Source organism: Parafrankia sp. BMG5.11 (assembly GCF_004337455.1).
On sequence record NZ_SJXI01000001.1, the window covers coordinates 37,008 to 56,772 of the forward strand.

Sequence of the window (19,765 nt, forward strand, 5' to 3'; positions counted from 1 at the left end):
GCTATTCCGGCGTCTCGCGGGCGAAGTCCGCGCCGAAGCTCGCCTCCTGACCGCGCAGCTCGCGTTGGGGCGGCAGACGCTCCCCGCTGACCCGTTCGATCGCCGGGGCGGGCGCGGCGCCCGGGGCGGTCACTCGCCAGACGATCCCGGCGGTGTCGTCGGTCACCAGCAGCGCCCCATCCTGCGCAAAGGCGACCCAGGTCGGCCGGCCGCGCGTCGTCTTGCCGTCCTTGGACAGGAATCCGGTAAGCACCGGCACGGGCTTTCCGACGGGATTGCCGCGCGCATCGAACGGTACGTAGATCACGTCGTAGCCAGACTTGGGAGACCGGTTCCACGAGCCGTGGCGCGCGATCACCGCACCTGAATCGAACCGATCGCCCAGCGTGCTGCCGCTGCCGGTGAACGCGAGGCCCAGTGCCGCAACGTGCGGGCCCAGCGCGTATTCGGGAATACGGACGTAATCGGGGTTGAAGCCGGCGGGCTGGAACGCGGTGACCCGTTCATCGAAGTTGTGCCGCCACCAGGCCCACGGCCAGCCGTAGTCGGCGCCGATCGGCACGTTGGTGAGATAATCCGGCACGAGGTCCGATCCGAGCATGTCGCGCTCGTTGACCGTGGTCCACAGCTCTCCGCTCCAGGGACTGAAATCGAGCCCGTTGGGATTGCGTAGGCCCCGTGCAAAGACCCGCTGGCGCTTCGTTTCCAGATTGTAGTTCCAGATCGCGGCGCGGCCTTCCTCGCGCTCGATACCCTTTTCCGCGATGTTCGAGGCGGACCCGACGGCGATGTAGAGGTCCTTGCCGTCGGGCGAGATCACCAGATTACGCATCCAGTGATTGCCCGCCGGGGGCAGGTCCATCAGCTTGACCGGCTTGGCATCGAGGTTGGTCGCGCCCAGGTCATACGGAAACGCCAGCACCGCGTTGTGATTGGCGACGTACAGCGTGCCATCGGCCCACGCCATGCCCGAGGGAGAGGCGAGCGCCGCGTTACTCAGGATCGCGCGCTGCTCGGCCCTTCCGTCGCCATCGGTGTCGCGCAGCAGCGCGATCTGGTCGGCACTCGGTTCTCCCGCGCCGGCTTTGCGGAACAGGAACTTCTCGACCATGCCCTGAAGGCCGCCCGACCCTTCGCTCGGCGGGCGGTTGGTCAGCGCCACCAGCACATCGCCATTGGGCAGCACCAGCATCGTGCGCGGATGATCGAGCCCGTCGGCAAAGCGCGTCACCGCCAGCCCTTGCGCCGCCACCGGAACCTCGTTCGCCCGCCAGCCAACCGGCTCGGCGATGCCGACGGTGGGGAAGCTTTCGGCGCGCGGTTCGGTCAACTCCGGCTTGGCACCGGTCAAAGCGGCCAGCGGCACCTGCGCGCGGTCGGGGGTGAAGAGGTAGGCTGCGAGGCCGATGATCGCCAGGATCACGACGAGCGCACCGATGAGGATTTTCCGGCGAGAGGTCATGCGCGCCACGATAGGGCGCGCCGCGGCTTGCGGCAACGGCGCGCGGCGTTACAGCGCGCGCGATGTACGATTTTCGCCCCGACGCCGCCTTGCCCAAGGCCGAACTATACCGCCAGTTGATCGCCGCCGCCGCCGCGCTGACCGAAGCCGAGCGCGATGGCATCGCCAACATGGCGAACGTCGCTGCCCTGATGTGGGAATACCTGCCCGACCTCAACTGGGCGGGGTTCTACCGCGTCGTCGATGGTGAACTGGTGCTTGGCCCGTTCGCCGGCCGTCCGGCGTGCATCCGCATCCCCCTGGGCCAGGGAGTGTGCGGCGCCGCCGCGGCGAGCGGCGCGACCCAGCTCGTGCCTGACGTCCACGCGTTTCCCGGCCATATCGCCTGCGATGCGGCGAGCCGGTCCGAACTCGTCGTCCCGGTGGCGCGTGACCGGGTGGTCATCGCGGTGATCGACCTCGACAGCCCGCTCCTCGCCCGTTTCGACAGCGAGGACGCCGCCGGCGTGGAGGCGCTCGCGGCAATGCTGGCTACGCGCATCTAATCGGCCCGTTTCGGGACACGTGCCGCGCCGGGTTGGGCGGAGGCGTCCGGCGATGCTAATTTTCCGGCAACGCGCGCCGAGTCCGGTGCGCGAGCAGGGGAATACTCGATGCGCATGCCAGCCACCCGCCGCTTGCTCGCCCTATCCGCCGCCGCCGGCGTGCTGGTGGCCGCAGGTCCCGCGCTGGCTCAGCCCGACGGGCCTTACGAATACGCCAGGCCTGCGCCGCAGGGTGAGGTCGTGTTCCGCAGCGATCCGATGGTGCAGGATCTTCCCGCACTTCCCCCGCTCCCGGTGGACTCCGATGCGGCGGAGATCCCCGTCCCGCCCCTGCCGCCGGTCCCCGTGCCTCCGGTCCCAGCGGCCCCCGCAGCGGTCCCGCCGCCGATCATCGCCGCGGCCCCCGTGGCCCCGCCGACCCCCTACGCTCCGACCGCTTATGCGCCTTCGGCTTATCATGCACCCAGCGTGGCCTATCCGGTTGCGCCCGATTACGCGCCGCAACCCTATCCGCTGCCCGGTTACGCACATGCAGCGCCGGTCGGCTTCGATCGCGACCGCTGGCTGGACGACTGCCGCGACCGCATCCGCGGGGTTTCACGGCAGGAGCGGGGCGGCGTGATCGGCGGCCTGCTGGGCGCGATCACCGGCGGGGTCATCGGCAACCGGGCCTGGGGCGCGGAGCGCCTTGCCGGAACGCTGCTGGGCGGCGGAGTGGGCGCGCTGGCCGGGCTGGCGGTCGGCTCCGCAATCGGCGCGGCCGGCGATCGCCGGGCGGACGACGAATGCGCCTGGTATCTCGACCGGCACATGAGCCAGGCGTATCCGGGCGGCTACCCGGGTTATGCCGGCTACGCCCACCCTGGATACGGTTACGGGCCCGCGGGCTATGCGCTGGTGCCGGTGCTGGTCGCAGTGCCGCAGCGCCGGGTCGTGCGCGAGATTGTGACCGAGGAGTGGATAGACGAGCCGGTCCGCACCCGCTCGATCCCGCCCCGCCGGCACCACGCCGCGCCCGCCGGCGACAAGCGGGTCAAGCTGATCAAGGGGAACTGAACGCCACCGCCGCGCCGCGCCGCCGCTGGCGAGACTTCGTCCGGCTGGCGGGCTCTACGGATTCCGCATCGCTCGCCGCGATCACGAACGCGCGGCAGGTGAGCGGCGCATCGCTACGATCTTCGAGCGGCACCCCGGTGAGTTCGACCGCGCAGGTGCGGCCCGGGTGGTCCACCATCAGCCGCGCGTCATCCGCGCCTGCGTTGATCTCGGCCATCCCGTCGAAGCCCACAATCGTCGTTTCACCGGACGGCAACGCCCGCACCGGCAACCCTGCCTCCAGCGGCACGCCCGCCGCATTCACCAGCTTGCGCAGCACCGGGCGGAAGCGCAGCGTCTCGATCTCCACCAGCGACACGGCCCGGCGCGGGACGCGGATGAAGTGCGTGGTTTCCCGCACCAACGCGTCGGCGGGCAGCTTGTCCGCCTTCACGTCGATCTTGATGGTGGCCTGCGCGGGAATGTCCTGCACCAACAGCAGTCCGTTGTCGCTGGTCACGCCAACCTCCACGTTCTCGCGGGTGATCGGGATGCCGCCCACCTTCCCGGTGCGAACAAGCGCATAGCTGCCACCGGTCTGATTGCGCGCGAATACCGTGCCGCCCGCGACCAGCAAAGTACCGCGCGCGTTCGCGCGGCCGGCGAACACTCCGTCCACTTCCTCAATCTGCCCATCGAGCAGGATCCGTCGGTTGCGCCAAGTGGCCCCGGCAGACAGGCGCTGGCTGGTCTCGGTCAGGTTGACCGCCCCGCGATAGCCGATCTCACCATCCTGCTGTGCGTCGCGCGCGTAAGTCGCGCCGCCGGCGAGGCGTCCGTCATCGTAGCTGGCATACGCGCCGGCGTTGGTCCGCCCGCCAAGGCTGAGCGAAAGGCCCAGCGCGGCGGACAGCGCCGTGCCGCTGTTCCCCCGCCGAATGCCGCCGCCTGCAAAAAAAGTCGCGCGAGACGACAACCGGGTGCGGAAGTTGGCGTTGAGCACCTCGCTGATCCGGTCCTGCACCCGTTCAGGGCGCAAGCTGCGGTATTCCTGCCGCGCATACGACAGCTGGACATCGGTATCGGGGGTGAATCGGTAAAAGAACTGCGCGGCGTATTCGCGCGGTGGCGGATCGTCGCCCAGCCTGGTCGCAACATCGCGGTAATTGGCACTCGGCAAAGTCGCGCGGATGGATCCGCCCAACTTCCGCCCAATCGATTCCAGCGCTGCGTGGACCAGGGTGCCGGTGCCGGCGCCTGAATCGCGGCTGATCCGCGCCTCGATCGTCGCCAGCGCGACTTTTGCGAGCACATAGTCGCCCCGGACGCCGCCGTTGCTGACGCCATGCGTCCACTCGCCGCTCGCCTCGACCGTCAGAAACGGCGAAAGCCCCCGCCTGAAATAGGCGGTGGCTGCGAATTGTCCGTAATCGTTGCTGGCAAAACCGTATCGTCGTCGGACGGACCCGGCGTTGACCGCATAGCCGGTGGTACCCGGCGCCAGCAGCGCGCTAGAGACATAGAAGCGGGCGGTCTGCACCACTTCCCGGCCCAGCGCATCGAGCAGGATGACCGACGCTTCACCCCGACCGGGCTGGCTGGGCACGTTGCGCACGGTGAATTCGCCCGGCTCGATTTCGCCGAGCTGGTATCGCTGATCGTTGGTCAGGACATCGATGGTGGTGGGCACCGCCACGCTGCCGGCAAAGCCGGGCAATGGGACCGTCACCAGATCGGGCCGCAGGTCGAAGTCGGATGCTAGTTGAACACCTGCCATCCGCACCGCGCGCTGGCCCTGGCTTCCCGCGCTGACGAAATCGCCGAGCGTGGCGGCCATGCCCCGCTCCGGCACGGCCAGCCGGGCGGCGGTGTCGAGCCGCAGCACCGCGGGCGAGCCGATCTGTGGCTCAGAGGTCGCGCGCGCGCTGCTGTTCAGCGCGAAGTTGCCATAGACCAGCGTCGCGGACACCAGCCCGCCCGCGCTTGAACGGCGCTGCGCGATCGTAGCGGTCAGATCGTAATCGACCCGCAGCGCCAGCAGCGGCCGGCTTTCGCTGGCCCCTTGCGCGGTGGCCGCGAAGTCCTTGAGGTTGGCGCCTTCGCCTTCGCGGAACAGCTTGATCGCCAGGCGCTGGCGCAAGCTGTCGAAGTTCCATTCATAAAGGCGAAGCGCTGACAACTTGATCGGGCCGCTCGCGCCCTCGGGCACCGGCAAGCCGGCCGCGCGCGCTTCATCGGCATCGATGGTCAGTTCGCGGCCGCTGCCCGCGACCGTGACCATGCGCCCCCGGGTCCGGCCATCGACCGCAATTTCGGACAGGCGGGGGCCATCGTCCGGGCGCACGCTCTGCGCGGTCACCCCGGCGGGAAGTTCGAACGGATCGCTTTGCGCCGCCAGCGGAGAACCGCCGAACGCGGCGAGCGCCGCGACTAACGCATATGTGGGGTTAACCGCACGTCGAGCGAGGCTGGGCATCGACCGTCCGGCCGTCGATCGAGACGGTGACGGTCACCGGTCCGAGCGAGCAGGCATTCTCCACCGGCCAGGCAATGCTCGATCCGCCAAGGATGTAACGCAGTGAATTGCGCTCGACCGGCACCGCGGTGCCGCTCGCTGTCTTGACGTCCAGCTGCATGATTCGCGCAGTCGCCCCGCCGGTGTTCGCCAGTTCGATGCCATTCGCGCCAATCTGCCAGGTCAACTCGGCAGGGGTGCTCTTGGTCCGATCAAGGAACATCGGGACAGTGAAGCGGATGCGTGCCTCGGCAGCGCCCGCGCGGGCGGCCGAAGGATCGGGCAGCTGGTCGACGACCAACCGGTAACGTTTCTCGCCCGGCGACGCGGCACCGCTGCGCAATACGCGCACGATCTGCGTTTCACCCGGCGGGATGGAGGCAATGGACGGAGAAATGGTCAGTTCGCTGCTGGGTTCGTACACGTCCTCGCCGCCGGCCTGCGACCAGGCGAACAGGCGCGATTGTACCGGCAACGGGCGTGACGAGGTGTTAGTCAGCATGACCGTGGCGCCGCGTGCGGCATCGTCGATTTCGATGCGCAGCGGGCTGATGGCGAGGCCCGCGCCGTATTCGCCGGGATCGGCGGCCGGCGCGGGGCTCGTCAGTGCAATACCGAAGAGAAACGATCCGCCGACCGTCAGTGCGGCCAGGGCGCGCAAGGATGTAGTGCGGCGGATCATGCGATGTCTCTCGTTCGAAGTTTGCTTAGTAGCTGACCGTGACGGTCACGGTGTCCTTGTAGTCGCCAGCGGCAACCGCGGTCTGGACCGGCACGCGGCCATACAGCGTGGTCGCCTTTTCGTTGCCGTCGCCCACGCCGGTGGTGCCCACGGTCGGGGTCCAGGCAGTGCTGCGGCTGGCGTCGGAATAGACGTCATACTTGACGACCTTGGTCGCGTCGGTGGTCGACGCGAGCTGGCGCTGGGTGCCGTTGGCGTTCGCGCCATAGCTCACGAACACCGAATACGGCGCCAGCGGCGTGCACTTCACGGTGGTGGCGGAGCTGGAATCGATCGCGGTCGCGAACGAATTGGTCGTGCCGAAGTCGAGCGGCTGAGCCGTGACGCTGCACGAAGAGCTGACATTGAGCGAAACCTGGACGGTGCCGGTAGCAGTACCAGCCAGAGCCGGTGCCGAAACCACGGCCGCGACGGCGGCGATCCCGAAAGCAATCTTACGCATGTGTATTCCCCTAACGATCGGCATTCAAAGCCGAGGCGGCTAATACGTAGAATTGCCTACCAATTCGCTAACTGTGTTCAGCGGTTTATTCACCCGATGTGGGAGAATACCTACGGCGCGATGGTTAATTCGGAGTAAACAATTAACCAATCGGTGCGCGAGCGCGTGTTCGCCTCAGAAGTTGAGGGTCACCAGCAGGGTGTCTTTATAGTCGCCCGCCTTGATCGTACCCGGCTTGGTGATTCTGCCGAACAGCGTGATCTCGAGCGGCAGGCCCGACCCGGAGTTGGCCGTCACGTTCTTGGTCTGCCCGGTGCCCCACACATTGTCGCGGTACACGTCGTACGTGACGTAGCCGTTAGCCTCGGTGCTGAACATGCGCCGGTTGATGCCGTTAGCATACAGACCCTTGTCGATCTCGACGGTGAAATCGGTGTTCGGCGTGCAGCGGACCGTGATGGTCGTCGTCGAATCGATGTTCTGGTTCGAGATCGTTGTGGCATCGAACATCAGCGGACGGGTCTGCAGCGTGCACCCCACCGTCACCTGGACGCGAACGGGCAGAGTGTTGGTGGTGGTCCCGGCGAGCGCGGGGGTGCCGCTGGCCAGAACGGCCGCGGCACCTGCTCCTGCAATGGCATGGCGAAGCCGCCCCTGCACACTCGTCCCCTAACGATCCAGGAACGGGGACTAGCGGATTTGCATTAGGGGAAGGTAAACGGCCCGGAAACAATAATCGCCACCGAAGACACCCGTTGGCGCTAGATGTCTCCGCCAGTAAGTCTTTGACAGATAAGATCAAGTTGATCGAGCGTGCGATACTTGATGGTCACTTCGCCCGACCGCGGATCGGTGCCCGTCTTGATCTGGACGTTAAGGCCGAGGAACTCTTCCAGGTGGCGCTGGACCGCGGCGATGTCGGCGTCCTTCACCGGATCGCGCGCCACCCGGGCGACCCGGCGGGTGGTGTCGCCCTCCCCCGCGCGACGAACGATCCGCTCGACGTCGCGCACGGTCAGTCCCTCACTCACCGCCCGCTGGGCCAGTCCTTCGGCATCGTCGAACCCGATCAGGGCGCGCGCGTGACCCATCGACAGGGTGCCGCCCTCGACAGCTTCGAGCACTTTTTCGGGCAGCTGCAGCAGCCGCTGGAGGTTCGCCACATGACTGCGCGACTTGTCGACCAGCTTGGCTATGTCCGCCTGCGTCATCCCCTCGTCGTCGGCCAGGCGTTGGTACGCCCGGCCCTCTTCGACGGGATTCAAATCCTCCCGCTGCAGGTTCTCGACCAACGCCAGCGCCATGACTTCGCGGTTGTCGAGTTCGCGCACTAGTGCGGGTATCTCGTGCAGCCGCGCCTTTTGCGCCGCGCGCCAGCGCCGCTCACCCGCGACCAGCCGATACCGGCCCTGCCCCAGCGGCGTCACGATGACGGGCTGGATCACCCCGCGCTGGGCAATCGAGCGCGCGAGTTCCTCCAGCGCCGCTTCATCGAAATGCTGGCGCGGCTGACCGGGAAGAGGCTCGATCGCGCCGACCGGGATACTCGCGAGGCCCTGACCCTGGGGCGTGCCCGGTTCGTTCACTGAGGGATCGTCAGGATTTCGCACCACCAGCGGTTCTTCCCGCCGGGTTTCCCCCATCAACGCGCCAAGACCGCGCCCAAGTTTCTTGCGGGTGTCGTTCTTCGGCCGCTCGGGGATCGAGAATCGAATCGGATCGGCTGGGTTGTTCACGCGGCCTTCCTTTCGGCGGGCAGGCGCCCGATCAGTTCGCGCGCCAAGGCGATGTACGCGCGGCTGCCGGTGCAGTTGTGATCATAGACTAGCGCCGGCAAGCCATGGCTCGGCGCCTCCGACAGGCGTACGTTCCGCGGGATGACCGATTCGAACACCAGCGGCCCCAGGCATGACCGCACGTCATCGGCCACCTGGTCCGTCAGGCGGTTGCGGCGGTCGAACATAGTTAGCACCACCCCGATGATGCCGAGGTTGGCGTTGAAGCGCTGCTGAACCCGCTCCACGGTCTGCAACAACTGCGACAATCCTTCGAGCGCGAAGAACTCGCATTGCAGCGGCACCAGCAGCGTATCGGCCGCGCCCAGTGCGTTTAGGGTCAACAGACCCAGCGACGGGGGACAGTCGATAAAGGCGATGTCGTGGGCAGTGTGTCCGCTCAACGCGCGAGATAGACGCGACGTGCGGTTTTCGACCGAGACCAGCTCAATTTCCGCACCCGACAGGTCGACCGTCGCCGGTACGATGTCGAGGCCAGGAATCGACGTGCCCTGGATGCAATCCGAAAGGTCCGCTCCATCAACCAGTAGCTCATAGGTCGAGCTGACCCGGTCTTCCGTACCGATGCCCATGCCGGTCGATGCATTGCCCTGCGGATCGAGGTCAATTAGCAAAGTTTTCCAACCAGTTGCAGCCATCGCCGTGGCGATATTGATCGCCGTGGTAGTCTTGCCGACTCCGCCTTTCTGATTGGCAATGGCGATAACGATCACGAGCTTTGTCCTGAACTGAATTGACCGACTACTATCCCCGAATCTGGATCAGTCGCTGATTGTTCCACGTGGAACGCCGTTTGGAGGTCGCGCGGCAGACTAGCCACTTCTTGCGCTGCTGACCTTCCCTTCGGCAATAACCAACGGGTGTCGTCTGTGGAAAAGCGACGCGCCAGCTTAAGGAGCTTCGCGAGCGGCGCGAAAGCTCTGGCAGATATTACGTCGAACGGTTCCGCCGGAACGTCCTCTAATCGCCGACCGATAATCCGACAATTTGCGAGATTCAGTTCCGTCACGACATGACCTAACCACGAAACACGTAATGCGCGCGACTCGACAAGCGTCACCGGCCAATGTGGACGCATCGCAGATATCACCAGCCCCGGAAATCCTGCCCCGGTGCCCAAATCCAGCCAGAGCGGTGTTTCACGTGAAACATGGTCCAGGAGCTGGGCGCTGTCGGCAAAGTGGCGGCTCCAGATTATGGACAGCGTATGGTGAGCCACGAGGTTCTGTTGGCTGTTCTCCAGACGCAACATGTCGCTCATCCGATCGAGGCGGGCCATTGCTTGGACATCGCACCGATCTGCCACGTACGCCCGCGCGGCGTCCTCGCCAGAAATCACGCTGGCGCCTGTGCGCGGCGTGTGTGAACCAACAGTGCAGCCAAGGCAGCAGGGGTGATTCCCGGCACACGGGCGGCGGCGGCCAAGGTGCCAGGTTGCGCGGCGTGTAACCGCTCGATCATCTCGTTGGATAGGCCGCGAACATTACGAAACGGAAAGCCCTCCGGAATAGCCAATGTTTCACTAGCGCGGAGATCGCGCAACTCCGCCTCCTGACGTGCCAGATACGGCGCGTAAGCTGCGTCCTCAGTCAACTCGAGACCAACGTCGTCGCTTATAAATCCCTCTGGCAAATGCGTGACCAGAGAATCCTGCGCAACCCCATCGTAGGTGAGCCAGTCGCGCAGCGCACGGGGCGGCGCATCCGGGCGAGCGCCTGCCACCTCGCGCGCCGTAAGCCGCCGATTGAGCGCGGTATCCCAGAGAGTGCGCTGGGCGTCGCGTCGGTCAAACCACTCCTGTCGTTGTTCGCCAACAAGCCCCGCGGCGATCCCGACCGGCGTTAGCCGCGTACTCGCGTTGCTCGCGCGCAGGCGCAGGCGATACTCCGCGCGCGCCGTCAGCATCCGGTAAGGTTCGCTCACGCCCTGCAGGGTCAGATCATCGACCATCACGGCAATGTAGGAGTTGGCCCGGTCCAGCGCTGGTGCCTCCCGCCCCATGACAGACGCCGCCGCGTGAGCGCCTGCGACCAGACCTTGCGCCGCGGCTTCCTCATACCCGGTGGTCCCGTTGATCTGCCCCGCACAATACAACCCGCGAAGCGCGCGCATCTGCAGACCGCTATCGAGACTGCGCGGATCGACGTGGTCGTATTCCACAGCGTAGCCCGAAACCGCCATCTCGACCGATTCCAAACCCGGCATCGTCTGCAACATTGCAAGCTGAACATCGGCGGGCAGCGAGGTGCTGATGCCGTTGGGATAGACCATCGCGGTGCGAAGACCCTCGGGTTCAAGGAACACCTGATGCCCGTCGCGGTCGCCAAACCGATGGACCTTGTCCTCGATAGACGGACAATAGCGCGGCCCCTGCGCACCGATGGCGCCGCTGAACAGAGGTGACCGGGCAAGGTTCGACCGGATCACGTCGTGGGTTGCGTTATTGGTTCGGGTAATGGCGCAGGCCAGGTGCGGATTGCGGCGGCCCACCGTCAATGGCGACATGGTCCACTCGTCGGCGTCCGAAGGCTGCACCTCCAGCCGAGCCCAATCTATCGTCCGCCCGTCCAGTCGCGGCGGTGTTCCGGTCTTCAGCCGCGCCATCGGCAACGCCGCATCCCGCAATTGCTCCGCCAAGCGCCTGGCGGATTGCTCTCCGATCCGGCCACCTGCAAGTCGCTCCTCGCCGCGAAACAGCGTTCCGCCAAGGAATGTGCCGGTGCACAGGATCACCGCCTGCGCAGATAGTGTGGTGCCGTCGGCCAGCATGAGCCCAGTCACGCGACCATTACTAATCTCAAGCGCCTGCGCTTCACCAGCGATCTGCGTGATCGCACTCTGTTCGCGCAACGCGGCCTGGACTGCAGCCTTGAACAATTGCCGGTCCGCCTGGACCCGTGGACCCCAGACGGCGCTCCCTTTGGAACGGTTGAGCATCCGATAGTGAATCGCCGCCGCATCAGCGGCCCGTGCGATGATGCCGTCGAGCGCATCCACCTCCCGCACGAGGTGCCCCTTGCCCAGTCCGCCAATCGCCGGGTTGCAGCTCATCGCGCCGATGGTGTCGAGATCAAAGGTCACCAGACCGACCCGTGCACCCATCCGGGCCGCAGCCGCCGCAGCCTCCACCCCGGCGTGACCGCCGCCCACCACCAGAACGTCGAAATCTTTCATGCGCTGCCAATATGGCAACGAATCCACAGGGTCAAAGCGGCTGTTCCACGTGGAACATCACTTGCCGATGCAAAAGCGTCCGAACAGCGCATCGAGCATATGCTCGGTGGAGGCGCGCCCGGTGATCCGGTCGAACGCCGTCCGCGCCAGTCTGAGCAGTTCAGCGATGATCAGAGGGTCGGAGCCGCTGAAGGTCAGGGCGGAGAGAGCGTCTTCTAACAGAGCATGTTGCCGGCGCGTGAGCGCAATCGAACCACCGGCGGGGAGCAGTTCTCGCGCGTGACTTACCAAAGCGCATTTAAGCTCGCGCATCCCGTCACCTGTCGCCGCCGATACTTGGGCACGAGCACTGGACTTGTGAACGCCCAAATCAGCCTTGGCATCGATCTCCCACGCGTCCTGCGGCCCCTCCCCTTCCGGCCCCAGCCACAAGATCACGTCAGCCCGCAGCAGCGCGTTTCTGGCCCGGTCGATGCCCTGAAGCTCGATCGGGTCCGACGATGCGTCCCGCAATCCGGCAGTGTCGACGAATGTGAATGGTACGCCGTCGATCGCCACGGGCCGCTCGAGCAAATCGCGGGTGGTCCCTGGCGTCGGGGCGGTGATCGCCGCCTCGTCTTCAATCAAGGCGTTGAAAAGGGTGGATTTCCCGGCGTTTGGCGGACCCGCCAGGACAACCCTGAAGCCTTCGCGGAGGGGCTCGACCAGCGGGCGCGCCAACCATTCCTGCAACTCCGCGGCAAAGGCGGAGACGCTTTCCTGGAATGAAGGGGGAAGCTCGGACACGTCATCCTCGTCTCCGAAATCCAGCACAGCTTCGACCTGTGCCGATAAGCCCAAGAGCCGGTCGCGCCAACGGTCGACCTGGCGCGAGAGGGCACCTCCGGCCGAGGCCAGCGCCGCGCGTCGCTGCAACTCAGTTTCGGCGGCGAGCAGGTCCGCCAGTCCCTCCGCCTGCGCAAGGTCGATCCGCCCGTTGATGAAAGCCCGCCGGGTGAACTCCCCCGCCTCCGCCTTGCGCACCCCGGGAAACGATTGCAGCGCTACCTCAACCGATGCCACCACCGCCCGCCCGCCATGGAGGTGCAGTTCGGCTACATCCTCGCCGGTCGCGGTCCCCGGCCCCGGCAGCCATAGTACCAAAGCCCGGTCGAGTTCCTCCGCTGCCTGATCGCGCAACACCGCCGCCGTGGCTCGGCGCGGCTGCGGCAGCAGCCCGACCAGCGCGGTCAGGACTGCGCCCGCTTCGGGGCCGCTGACCCGCACGACCGCGATGCCGGCCGGCGGCGCGCCGCTCGACAGGGCGAAAATGGTCTCCATGGGACGAGGTTGAACCTCTTGTGCGCTGGTTCGCCCTGCGGTTACGCGTCCGGATTGCCCTTCGGCGTGGTGCCGGATCCCTTGCCCGCCGCTGCGGCGCCTTCGATGAAGTTCTGGAACAGCTTCATGCCGATTTGCCCCATCGGTGCCATCTGTCCCGCGACCTCCTGCAGCTTGTCGATGCTCCCGACGCCCTTCATCGCCTTCGCCATGAGGTCGACGTACACCTCGTTCGCCTTGCCGACATCGGGCAAGCCCATGAAGCTGCGCGCCTCTTCCGGGGTGCAATCGATCTCGATGTGGACCTTCATCGCGGGCTCCTGCGTTCTGGGGACGAACACCTGTCACACAGGTTTGGCAAAGTCCATCGCCGCAGGTTAAGCGCACCTGGGCTGCAAGGGAGATGAAAAATGGGCGAATTGCGACGGATCGGGACTCTTGAGGGCGACCAGACCTTTCCAGTCTACCGCGCCGAACTCGCTGCCGGGGCAACCGCTGCGATCATCGTCATTCCCGAAATCTTCGGGATCAATCCCGGAATCCGCGCGAAGTGCGATGCATGGGCAAAGCTGGGTTATCTGGCAGTCGCGCCCGACATCTTCTGGCGCTTTGCAGAAGGGGAAGAGCTTGATCCCGATGTGCCAGACCAGTTCGACAAGGCACTGAAAAATATGGGCCAGTTCGACCTCGACTCCTGTATGCGGGATATCGAGGCGCTGATCCACCATCTCAAGCGAGAGGGTAACTGCTCGAAGGTGGGCCTGATCGGTTTCTGCCTCGGTGGATTCGTCGCCTACACCGCCGCCGCCCGCACCGACATCGATGCGTCTGTCGGCTATTACGGCGTGTCGATCGACCAGCATCTGGGCGAAGCGCAGGCGATCGCCAACCCGCTGATGCTGCACATCGCGGGCGCGGATCACTTCGTCACGGCTGACGCGCAAAAGGCGATCCATCAGGCATTGGATGCCCATCCCCGGGTGACCCTGCACGATTACCCCGGCCTCGATCACGGATTTGCCGCAGAGATGGGCCAGCGCCGCGACGAACAGGGCGCCCAGCTCGCCGACCGCCGCACCGAGGCGTTCTTTACAGAGCATCTGGCCGCATGATCAACCGCGCCCGGTGGCGCTGGTCGGCCCATACGGCGACCCGCTACGGCCTGCCGCTGGGGGTGCTGGTGCTCAGTGTCGCATTCGCCTTGTGGTGGCGGTGGGGCCTGGTCGTGAGCCTGCCGCTCCTGGCGGTCGCGGCATGGGACTTCCTCCAGCGCGAGCATACCCTGCGGCGCAACTACCCGCTGCTGGCGCGATTCAGATGGATCATGGAGGATTTGCGGCCGTTCGCGCAGGCCTATGTCGTCGAAGGCGACCTGGAAGGGCGGCCGTTCAACCACGATGAACGATCGCTCGTCTATGCGCGGGCCAAGGGCGAGCTCGACTCACATCCGTTCGGCACCGAACTCGATGTCTATTCCGATGAATACGAGTGGCTCGCGCACTCGATGGTACCGAACGAACAAGCCGCTCTGGAATGGCGAGTCGACGTCGGCAGTCCGCAATGCACCAGGCCCTATTCCGCCGCGCTGCTCAATATCTCGGCCATGAGTTTCGGCTCGCTGTCAGCCAAGGCCATTCTGGCGCTCAACAAGGGGGCCGCAGCCGGCGGGTTCTATCATGACACGGGCGAAGGCGGACTGTCGCGCTATCACCGCGAGCACGGCGGGGACCTGGTGTGGGAAATCGGCAGCGGCTATTTCGGCTGCCGCGACGGATGGGGCAACTTCGATCCCGCCAAGTTCGCCGATACCGCGCAGATCGATCAGGTGAAGATGGTCGAAATCAAGCTGAGCCAGGGTGCCAAGCCCGGGCACGGCGGGGTTCTGCCAGGATCCAAGGTAAGCGCGGAAATCGCTGCGGCGCGCGGGGTGCCGCAGGGCAAGGATTGCGTCTCCCCGGCCGCGCATTCGACCTTCTCGACGCCGGTCGAACTGCTGGAATGGGCGGCACAGCTGCGCGAACTGTCGGGCGGCAAGCCGGTCGGCCTCAAGCTGTGCGTCGGGCAGCCACACGAGGTGTTCGCGCTGGTGAAGGCGATGCACGAGACGGGCATCCGGGTGGATTACATCGTCGTCGATGGGGCGGAGGGCGGCACCGGCGCCTCTCCGGTCGAGTTTTCCAATCGCGTGGGCAGCCCGTTGCGCGAAGGATTGGTTCTAATGCGCAACGCCCTGGTAGGGGCCGATCTCAAGCGCGAGATCAAGCTCGCGGCCGCGGGCAAGGTCCACTCAGGCGCCGGTATGGCGATGAATTTCGGCCTTGGTGCGGACTGGTGCAACGCGGCGCGCGCGTTCATGTTCGCGCTGGGGTGCGTGCAATCGATGCGCTGTCATGAGGATACTTGCCCCACCGGGATCACCACGCAGGACGCCACGCGGCAGTACGGACTGGTGGTGCCGGAAAAGGCCGAGCGGGTCGCCCGGTTCCAGCGGCAGACGCTACACGGCCTGCGCGAGATGGTGGTCGCCATGGGGCTCGACAATCCGTGGCAGATCACCTCGTGCCATATCAACGAGCGGCTCGACAGCGCCCGCGCCGCGCCGGTCGACGAGATCTACGGGTTCCTCGAGGAAGGAGCACTCCTCGACGATCCGGACGCCACGCAGTATGCCCGCTACTGGCGCATGGCCCAGGCGAACAGTTTCGCGCGGGCAAACTGAGGGGAAGATGCGATGAGCGCGGAAGCAGGTCTAAAGAATTGGCACCGTGTCCTCGACGGCGGCAGCGATCCCGCAGCGCTCGCCGAGATCATCCGCGAAGATGCGGTGTTTCACTCCCCGGTGGTGCACACTCCGCAATCAGGCCGCGCCAAAGTGGTCGGGTATCTCGCCGCCGCGGGCGTGGTGCTCAATACCGAGGCGTTCCGGTACGTGCGCGAATTCAGCGACGGCAATCAGGCGCTGCTCGAATTCGTGACCGAGCTCGATGGCATCCAGATCAACGGCATCGATCTGATCACCTTTGACGATGCGGGACTGATCGCCGACTTCAAGGTGATGGTCCGCCCGCTGAAGGCGATCAACAAGGTGTGGGAAATGATGGGTGCCCAGCTGGCGGCGACCGCCGGAAGCTAACCGAGGATCATCTGCGCCCGCCCGGCCTGCCCCGCGGCTGGCCAAGGCTCGACAGCTAATTCAGCGCGGCAAAGTTCTCCACCAGCTGGCGCGAACCGGGCGACATCATTCCGGGCAACTCCGCCGCGATGGCGGCGCGACGGCCGGCCAGATCGGAGCCAAGCCGCATGCGGTGCATCGACCAGCCCGCGCAGCTGCGCTCGGTGATCGGCTCGTCGATCAGCCGGAGAATTCCCGAATGTCGCGGGTCCCGCGCCAACTTCGCCATCAGGCTCATCAGAACGGCCTGCTCGCCTTCGATCAGCTGCAGGAAGTTGCGCCCGTTGTAGATCAGAAAGCCGGTGATCTGCCGTTCGAAATTGCCCTGCTCGGCGACAGCGACAATGCGATCGACTTCCGCAGCGGGCATCCCCGTGGCGGTGCTAATATAAACTATGCGGCGCATGCGACCCTCGCCTGATTGAACCCTGTATCGTGCAAGCTGCGGACGTTCAGCGAAACGGTGCCGGACGCCGCCCGGCCCCGCCCGCTCGCAGTATTCCGCTTACTGGTTCATCGTCGCGAAGAAGTCCTCGTTGGTTTTGGAATCCTTCATCTTGTCGAGCAGGAACTCCATCGCGTCGATGGTGCCCATCTGCATGAGGATGCGGCGCAGGACCCACATCTTCGACAGCTTGTCCTTCTCGACCAGCAGCTCTTCCTTGCGGGTGCCGCTCTTGCCCACGTCGAGCGCCGGGAAGATGCGCTTGTCGGCAACCTTGCGGTCGAGGACGATTTCCGAGTTGCCGGTGCCCTTGAACTCTTCGAAAATGACCTCGTCCATCCGGCTGCCGGTGTCGATCAGCGCGGTGGCGATGATGGACAGCGACCCGCCCTCCTCGATGTTGCGCGCCGCGCCGAAGAACCGCTTGGGCCGCTGCAGGGCGTTGGCGTCGACACCGCCGGTCAGCACCTTGCCCGAACTGGGCACCACGGTGTTGTAGGCGCGGCCGAGGCGGGTGATCGAATCGAGCAGGATCACCACGTCCTTCTTGTGCTCGACCAGACGCTTGGCCTTTTCGATCACCATTTCGGCGACCTGCACGTGGCGGGTCGCGGGTTCATCGAAGGTCGATGAGATGACCTCACCCTTCACCGAACGCTGCATGTCGGTGACTTCCTCGGGCCGCTCGTCGACCAGGAGGACGATCAGGAACACCTCAGGGTGATTGTCGGTGATCGCCTTGGCAATGTTCTGCAGCAGCACGGTCTTGCCCGTGCGGGGCGGCGCGACGATCAGGGCGCGCTGGCCCTTGCCCTGGGGGCTGATGATATCGATCACCCGCGCGGACTTGTCCTTCACCGTGGGATCCACGGCATCGAGGATCAGCTTCGATTCCGGATACAGCGGCGTCAAGTTGTCGAAGTTGGTCCGGTGGCGGACCTGGTCGGGATCCTCGAAATTCACGCTCTTGAGGCTGGTCAGCGCGAAATAGCGCTCGCCGTCCTTGGGGGCGCGGATTTCGCCTTCCACGGTGTCGCCGGTGCGCAGGCCCCAGCGGCGGACCTGGTTGGGCGATACGTAGATGTCGTCCGGGCCGGCCAGATAGTTCGCTTCAGGACTACGCAGGAAGCCGAATCCGTCCTGCAGCACCTCGATGGTGCCGACGCCCATGATCGGCTCGACGTATTCCTCGTCTTCCGCCAGCTCGCGTAGGATGCAGAACATGAGGTCTTGCCGGCGCATGGTGCTGGCGCCTTCGACGCCAAGATCCTCGGCCATCTCGACGAGCTCGGCCGGGGCTTTTTTCTTCAATTCTTTGAGATGCATAACTGTAGTATCCGATACTTGGAAGCGGCCGGCCGGTCGTATGGGCTTGGGGAAAGCAGACCGGGCCTGGGCGTTGCGCGCCAGGCTGGAAAGCGCCGGTTGATGCAGGTGAAATAAGCGTCGCGCCGCACGCCGTCAATCGAGCGCCACTTCAGCTCGTCCTGCTTTTCAGGTCGGCAGGCTCAGAACGGGCGGACGATCACCAGGATGACGATCAGCGCCGCGGCCACTCCGGGCACCTCGTTGAGCAGTCGCAGCTGCTTTCCAGAGAGCGGGCGATGCCCCTTCGCCAGTTTCCGGGAGTAGCCGGCCATGTAGCCGTGGTACCCCGACAACAGCAGCACGAACAGCACTTTGGCGTGCAGCCAGCCCTCGCCCCACAGGTTCTGCGTGGTGGCCAGCAGGATGCCGAGCACCCACACCACGACGATCGATGGCAACAGGATGATCTTAAGCAGCTTGCGCTCACGATCGGCCCACACCGCCGCCTCGGCCGAGCCGGGTTCAGCCTCTTGGTGATAGACCAGATAGCGCGGGAGCATGAACAGGCCGGCCATCCAGAAGATGACAAAGATCACGTGGCCGGCTTTCAGCCAGAGATACGTCACCGCGAGCGCGCTTTGCATGGGAGGCTTCTAGGAAATTGCCGAGGCACCTGTCACCCCTGCCACTGACGCACCGTATCGCGCAAGCGCTCGACATGTTCGACCGGGGTGTGCTGGCCGATGCCGTGGCCGAGATTGAACACATGCGGGCGATCGGCGAACGCGCGCAAGATGGCGTGAGTGCGCTCCTCCAGCGCCGCCCCGCCAGCCAGCAGCAGCAGCGGATCGAGGTTGCCCTGCACCGGCATGCCCGCGGGCAGTTCGCGCGCGGCCCATGCGGGATCGATCGTCTCGTCGACCCCCACGGCATCGACGCCGGTCTCGCGTGCGTAAGCGGCGAGCTTGGCCCCGGCCCCCTTGGGAAAGCCGATCACCGGCACCCCGGGACAGCGCGTATGGACAGCCGCGGTGATGCGGGCGTTGGGCGCGATCACCCAGCGTTCGAACTGCTCGGGCGCGAGACTTCCGGCCCAGGAATCGAACAGCTGGACCGCCTCGGCCCCCGCTTCGATCTGGCCGACCAGATATTCGACCGTCACCGCCTCGATGGCGGCGATGATCGCGGCGAAGCCGGCCGGGTCGCGGTAGGCCATCGCCCGCGCCGCGTGATGGTCCTTCGACCCTTCGCCCGCGACCATGTAGGTGGCGACGGTCCACGGACTTCCCGCAAAGCCCAGCAGAGTGGTCTCAGGGCCCAGGGCGGCGCGCACCCGTTCCACCGTCCGGTAGATCGGCTGAAGGCGCTCAGGCACGCTCTGCAGGGCTTCCAGCGCGCTATCGACCAGCGGCGGGGACAGTCGCGGTCCCTCCCCTGCGCCGAAGGTCAGGTCCTGCCCCATGGCGTACGGTACGATCAGGATATCGGAAAACAGGATCGCGCCGTCGAAGCCGAACCGGCGGATCGGCTGTAGGGTCACTTCGGCCGCCGCTTCGCTGTCGTATACCAACGCCAGGAAGCCGCCCTTCTCCGCTCGCAAGGCGCGATATTCGGGGAGATAGCGGCCTGCCTGGCGCATCAGCCACAGCGGCACCCGCCCGCGCCGATGGCCATTCAGAGTGTCGAGTAACGGGCCCGGCATGCGTCTCTAATCCAATTCAATAAGATTCTATAGAAAGATGAAGGAGTCTGTTGGCCCTGTGGAAAGCGGGGATTGCGGCGCCCTGCCCGATTTCTCCCGCTCTGAAC

The 19,765-nt window shown here is 65.6% G+C and carries 20 protein-coding genes; 5 read left to right on the forward strand and 15 right to left on the reverse strand.

Annotated elements, in window-relative coordinates; translation table 11 throughout:
* Position 1 precedes the first annotated feature (1 nt).
* The gene (locus tag E0504_RS00190; protein WP_131621563.1) at positions 2–1,462 is read right to left on the reverse strand and encodes a sorbosone dehydrogenase family protein; all 1,461 of its coding nucleotides are present in this window, start codon (positions 1,460–1,462) and stop codon (positions 2–4) included.
* Positions 1,463–1,524: 62 nt separating this feature from the next.
* Here E0504_RS00190 and E0504_RS00195 point away from each other — a divergent pair, with 62 nt between their 5' ends.
* Positions 1,525–2,007 (forward strand): GAF domain-containing protein, encoded by a 483-nt coding sequence (locus tag E0504_RS00195; RefSeq protein ID WP_131620769.1) that lies wholly within the window; start codon positions 1,525–1,527, stop codon positions 2,005–2,007.
* A gap of 108 nt (positions 2,008–2,115) precedes the next feature.
* Complete coding sequence (locus E0504_RS00200; RefSeq protein WP_131620771.1) at positions 2,116–3,063, forward strand: hypothetical protein; 948 nt, start codon at positions 2,116–2,118, stop codon at positions 3,061–3,063.
* Here the strand turns inward: E0504_RS00200 and E0504_RS00205 are convergent.
* The 10 genes from E0504_RS00205 to E0504_RS00250 form a co-directional block, all read right to left on the reverse strand.
* Positions 3,050–5,518: a fimbrial biogenesis outer membrane usher protein gene (locus E0504_RS00205; RefSeq protein WP_131620773.1), complete on the reverse strand. Its 2,469-nt coding sequence runs from the start codon at positions 5,516–5,518 to the stop codon at positions 3,050–3,052. The genes E0504_RS00200 and E0504_RS00205 overlap by 14 nt on opposite strands.
* Complete coding sequence (locus tag E0504_RS00210) at positions 5,490–6,239, reverse strand: molecular chaperone (protein WP_131620775.1); 750 nt, start codon at positions 6,237–6,239, stop codon at positions 5,490–5,492. Before E0504_RS00210 ends, E0504_RS00205 begins: the two co-directional genes overlap by 29 nt.
* A 25-nt stretch (positions 6,240–6,264) precedes the next feature.
* Entirely contained in the window at positions 6,265–6,741 is a 477-nt protein-coding gene (locus E0504_RS00215; RefSeq protein ID WP_165938356.1) for a spore coat U domain-containing protein, read from the reverse strand.
* A 174-nt stretch (positions 6,742–6,915) separates the two neighbouring features.
* The gene (locus E0504_RS00220; RefSeq protein ID WP_131620778.1) at positions 6,916–7,401 is read right to left on the reverse strand and encodes a spore coat U domain-containing protein; all 486 of its coding nucleotides are present in this window, start codon (positions 7,399–7,401) and stop codon (positions 6,916–6,918) included.
* A gap of 101 nt (positions 7,402–7,502) precedes the next feature.
* On the reverse strand, positions 7,503–8,477 hold the full coding sequence (locus E0504_RS00225; RefSeq protein ID WP_243657374.1) for a ParB/RepB/Spo0J family partition protein: 975 nt from the start codon (positions 8,475–8,477) through the stop codon (positions 7,503–7,505).
* The gene (locus tag E0504_RS00230) at positions 8,474–9,250 is read right to left on the reverse strand and encodes a ParA family protein (protein ID WP_131620780.1); all 777 of its coding nucleotides are present in this window, start codon (positions 9,248–9,250) and stop codon (positions 8,474–8,476) included. Before E0504_RS00230 ends, E0504_RS00225 begins: the two co-directional genes overlap by 4 nt.
* Complete coding sequence (gene rsmG / locus E0504_RS00235; protein ID WP_131620782.1) at positions 9,247–9,876, reverse strand: 16S rRNA (guanine(527)-N(7))-methyltransferase RsmG; 630 nt, start codon at positions 9,874–9,876, stop codon at positions 9,247–9,249. The genes E0504_RS00230 and rsmG overlap by 4 nt, the downstream gene beginning before the upstream one ends.
* A complete protein-coding gene (mnmG, locus tag E0504_RS00240) occupies positions 9,873–11,711 on the reverse strand; it encodes a tRNA uridine-5-carboxymethylaminomethyl(34) synthesis enzyme MnmG (RefSeq protein WP_131620784.1) in 1,839 nt (612 codons plus the stop codon). The genes rsmG and mnmG overlap by 4 nt, the downstream gene beginning before the upstream one ends.
* A 57-nt stretch (positions 11,712–11,768) precedes the next feature.
* Entirely contained in the window at positions 11,769–13,031 is a 1,263-nt protein-coding gene (mnmE, locus tag E0504_RS00245) for a tRNA uridine-5-carboxymethylaminomethyl(34) synthesis GTPase MnmE (protein WP_131620786.1), read from the reverse strand.
* Positions 13,032–13,072: 41 nt separating this feature from the next.
* Positions 13,073–13,342: a DUF6489 family protein gene (locus E0504_RS00250; RefSeq protein WP_131620788.1), complete on the reverse strand. Its 270-nt coding sequence runs from the start codon at positions 13,340–13,342 to the stop codon at positions 13,073–13,075.
* Between the two features lie 99 nt (positions 13,343–13,441).
* On the opposite strand from E0504_RS00250, the gene E0504_RS00255 reads away from it, so the two are divergent.
* Genes E0504_RS00255 through E0504_RS00265 form a run of 3 tightly spaced genes read left to right on the forward strand, consistent with a single transcriptional unit; the run spans position 13,442 to position 16,164 of the window.
* Positions 13,442–14,143 carry a dienelactone hydrolase family protein gene (locus tag E0504_RS00255; RefSeq protein ID WP_131620790.1) on the forward strand — a complete coding sequence of 234 codons (702 nt, stop codon included), beginning with the start codon at positions 13,442–13,444 and terminating at the stop codon, positions 14,141–14,143.
* Positions 14,140–15,750, forward strand: a complete 1,611-nt coding sequence (locus E0504_RS00260) for an FMN-binding glutamate synthase family protein (RefSeq protein WP_131620792.1) — start codon at positions 14,140–14,142, stop codon at positions 15,748–15,750. The genes E0504_RS00255 and E0504_RS00260 overlap by 4 nt, the downstream gene beginning before the upstream one ends.
* Before the next feature lie 12 nt (positions 15,751–15,762).
* On the forward strand, positions 15,763–16,164 hold the full coding sequence (locus E0504_RS00265; protein WP_131620794.1) for a nuclear transport factor 2 family protein: 402 nt from the start codon (positions 15,763–15,765) through the stop codon (positions 16,162–16,164).
* Positions 16,165–16,219: 55 nt separating this feature from the next.
* Here the strand turns inward: E0504_RS00265 and E0504_RS00270 are convergent, their stop codons facing one another.
* From E0504_RS00270 to hemE, 4 genes are all read right to left on the reverse strand, one after another.
* A complete protein-coding gene (locus E0504_RS00270; RefSeq protein WP_131620796.1) occupies positions 16,220–16,609 on the reverse strand; it encodes a BLUF domain-containing protein in 390 nt (129 codons plus the stop codon).
* A 99-nt stretch (positions 16,610–16,708) separates the two neighbouring features.
* Positions 16,709–17,974 (reverse strand): transcription termination factor Rho, encoded by a 1,266-nt coding sequence (rho, locus tag E0504_RS00275; protein ID WP_131620798.1) that lies wholly within the window; start codon positions 17,972–17,974, stop codon positions 16,709–16,711.
* A gap of 182 nt (positions 17,975–18,156) precedes the next feature.
* Entirely contained in the window at positions 18,157–18,600 is a 444-nt protein-coding gene (locus tag E0504_RS00280) for a CopD family protein (protein ID WP_131620800.1), read from the reverse strand.
* A 32-nt stretch (positions 18,601–18,632) separates the two neighbouring features.
* Positions 18,633–19,658 (reverse strand): uroporphyrinogen decarboxylase, encoded by a 1,026-nt coding sequence (gene hemE / locus E0504_RS00285; protein WP_131620802.1) that lies wholly within the window; start codon positions 19,656–19,658, stop codon positions 18,633–18,635.
* Positions 19,659–19,765 lie beyond the last annotated feature (107 nt).

Bases quoted from the DNA above. Each gene is read 5' to 3' on its own strand.
- E0504_RS00210 (WP_131620775.1), bottom strand. From the start codon at position 6,239: ATGATCCGCCGCACTACATCCTTGCGCGCCCTGGCCGCACTGACGGTC.
- hemE (WP_131620802.1), bottom strand. From the start codon at position 19,658: ATGCCGGGCCCGTTACTCGACACTCTGAATGGCCATCGGCGCGGGCGG.
- E0504_RS00200 (WP_131620771.1), top strand. From the start codon at position 2,116: ATGCGCATGCCAGCCACCCGCCGCTTGCTCGCCCTATCCGCCGCCGCC.
- E0504_RS00190 (WP_131621563.1), bottom strand. From the start codon at position 1,462: ATGACCTCTCGCCGGAAAATCCTCATCGGTGCGCTCGTCGTGATCCTG.
- E0504_RS00255 (WP_131620790.1), top strand. From the start codon at position 13,442: ATGGGCGAATTGCGACGGATCGGGACTCTTGAGGGCGACCAGACCTTT.
- E0504_RS00280 (WP_131620800.1), bottom strand. From the start codon at position 18,600: ATGCAAAGCGCGCTCGCGGTGACGTATCTCTGGCTGAAAGCCGGCCAC.
- mnmE (WP_131620786.1), bottom strand. From the start codon at position 13,031: ATGGAGACCATTTTCGCCCTGTCGAGCGGCGCGCCGCCGGCCGGCATC.
- E0504_RS00260 (WP_131620792.1), top strand. From the start codon at position 14,140: ATGATCAACCGCGCCCGGTGGCGCTGGTCGGCCCATACGGCGACCCGC.
- E0504_RS00195 (WP_131620769.1), top strand. From the start codon at position 1,525: ATGTACGATTTTCGCCCCGACGCCGCCTTGCCCAAGGCCGAACTATAC.
- E0504_RS00270 (WP_131620796.1), bottom strand. From the start codon at position 16,609: ATGCGCCGCATAGTTTATATTAGCACCGCCACGGGGATGCCCGCTGCG.
- mnmG (WP_131620784.1), bottom strand. From the start codon at position 11,711: ATGAAAGATTTCGACGTTCTGGTGGTGGGCGGCGGTCACGCCGGGGTG.
- E0504_RS00215 (WP_165938356.1), bottom strand. From the start codon at position 6,741: ATGCGTAAGATTGCTTTCGGGATCGCCGCCGTCGCGGCCGTGGTTTCG.
- E0504_RS00265 (WP_131620794.1), top strand. From the start codon at position 15,763: ATGAGCGCGGAAGCAGGTCTAAAGAATTGGCACCGTGTCCTCGACGGC.
- E0504_RS00250 (WP_131620788.1), bottom strand. From the start codon at position 13,342: ATGAAGGTCCACATCGAGATCGATTGCACCCCGGAAGAGGCGCGCAGC.
- E0504_RS00205 (WP_131620773.1), bottom strand. From the start codon at position 5,518: ATGCCCAGCCTCGCTCGACGTGCGGTTAACCCCACATATGCGTTAGTC.
- rho (WP_131620798.1), bottom strand. From the start codon at position 17,974: ATGCATCTCAAAGAATTGAAGAAAAAAGCCCCGGCCGAGCTCGTCGAG.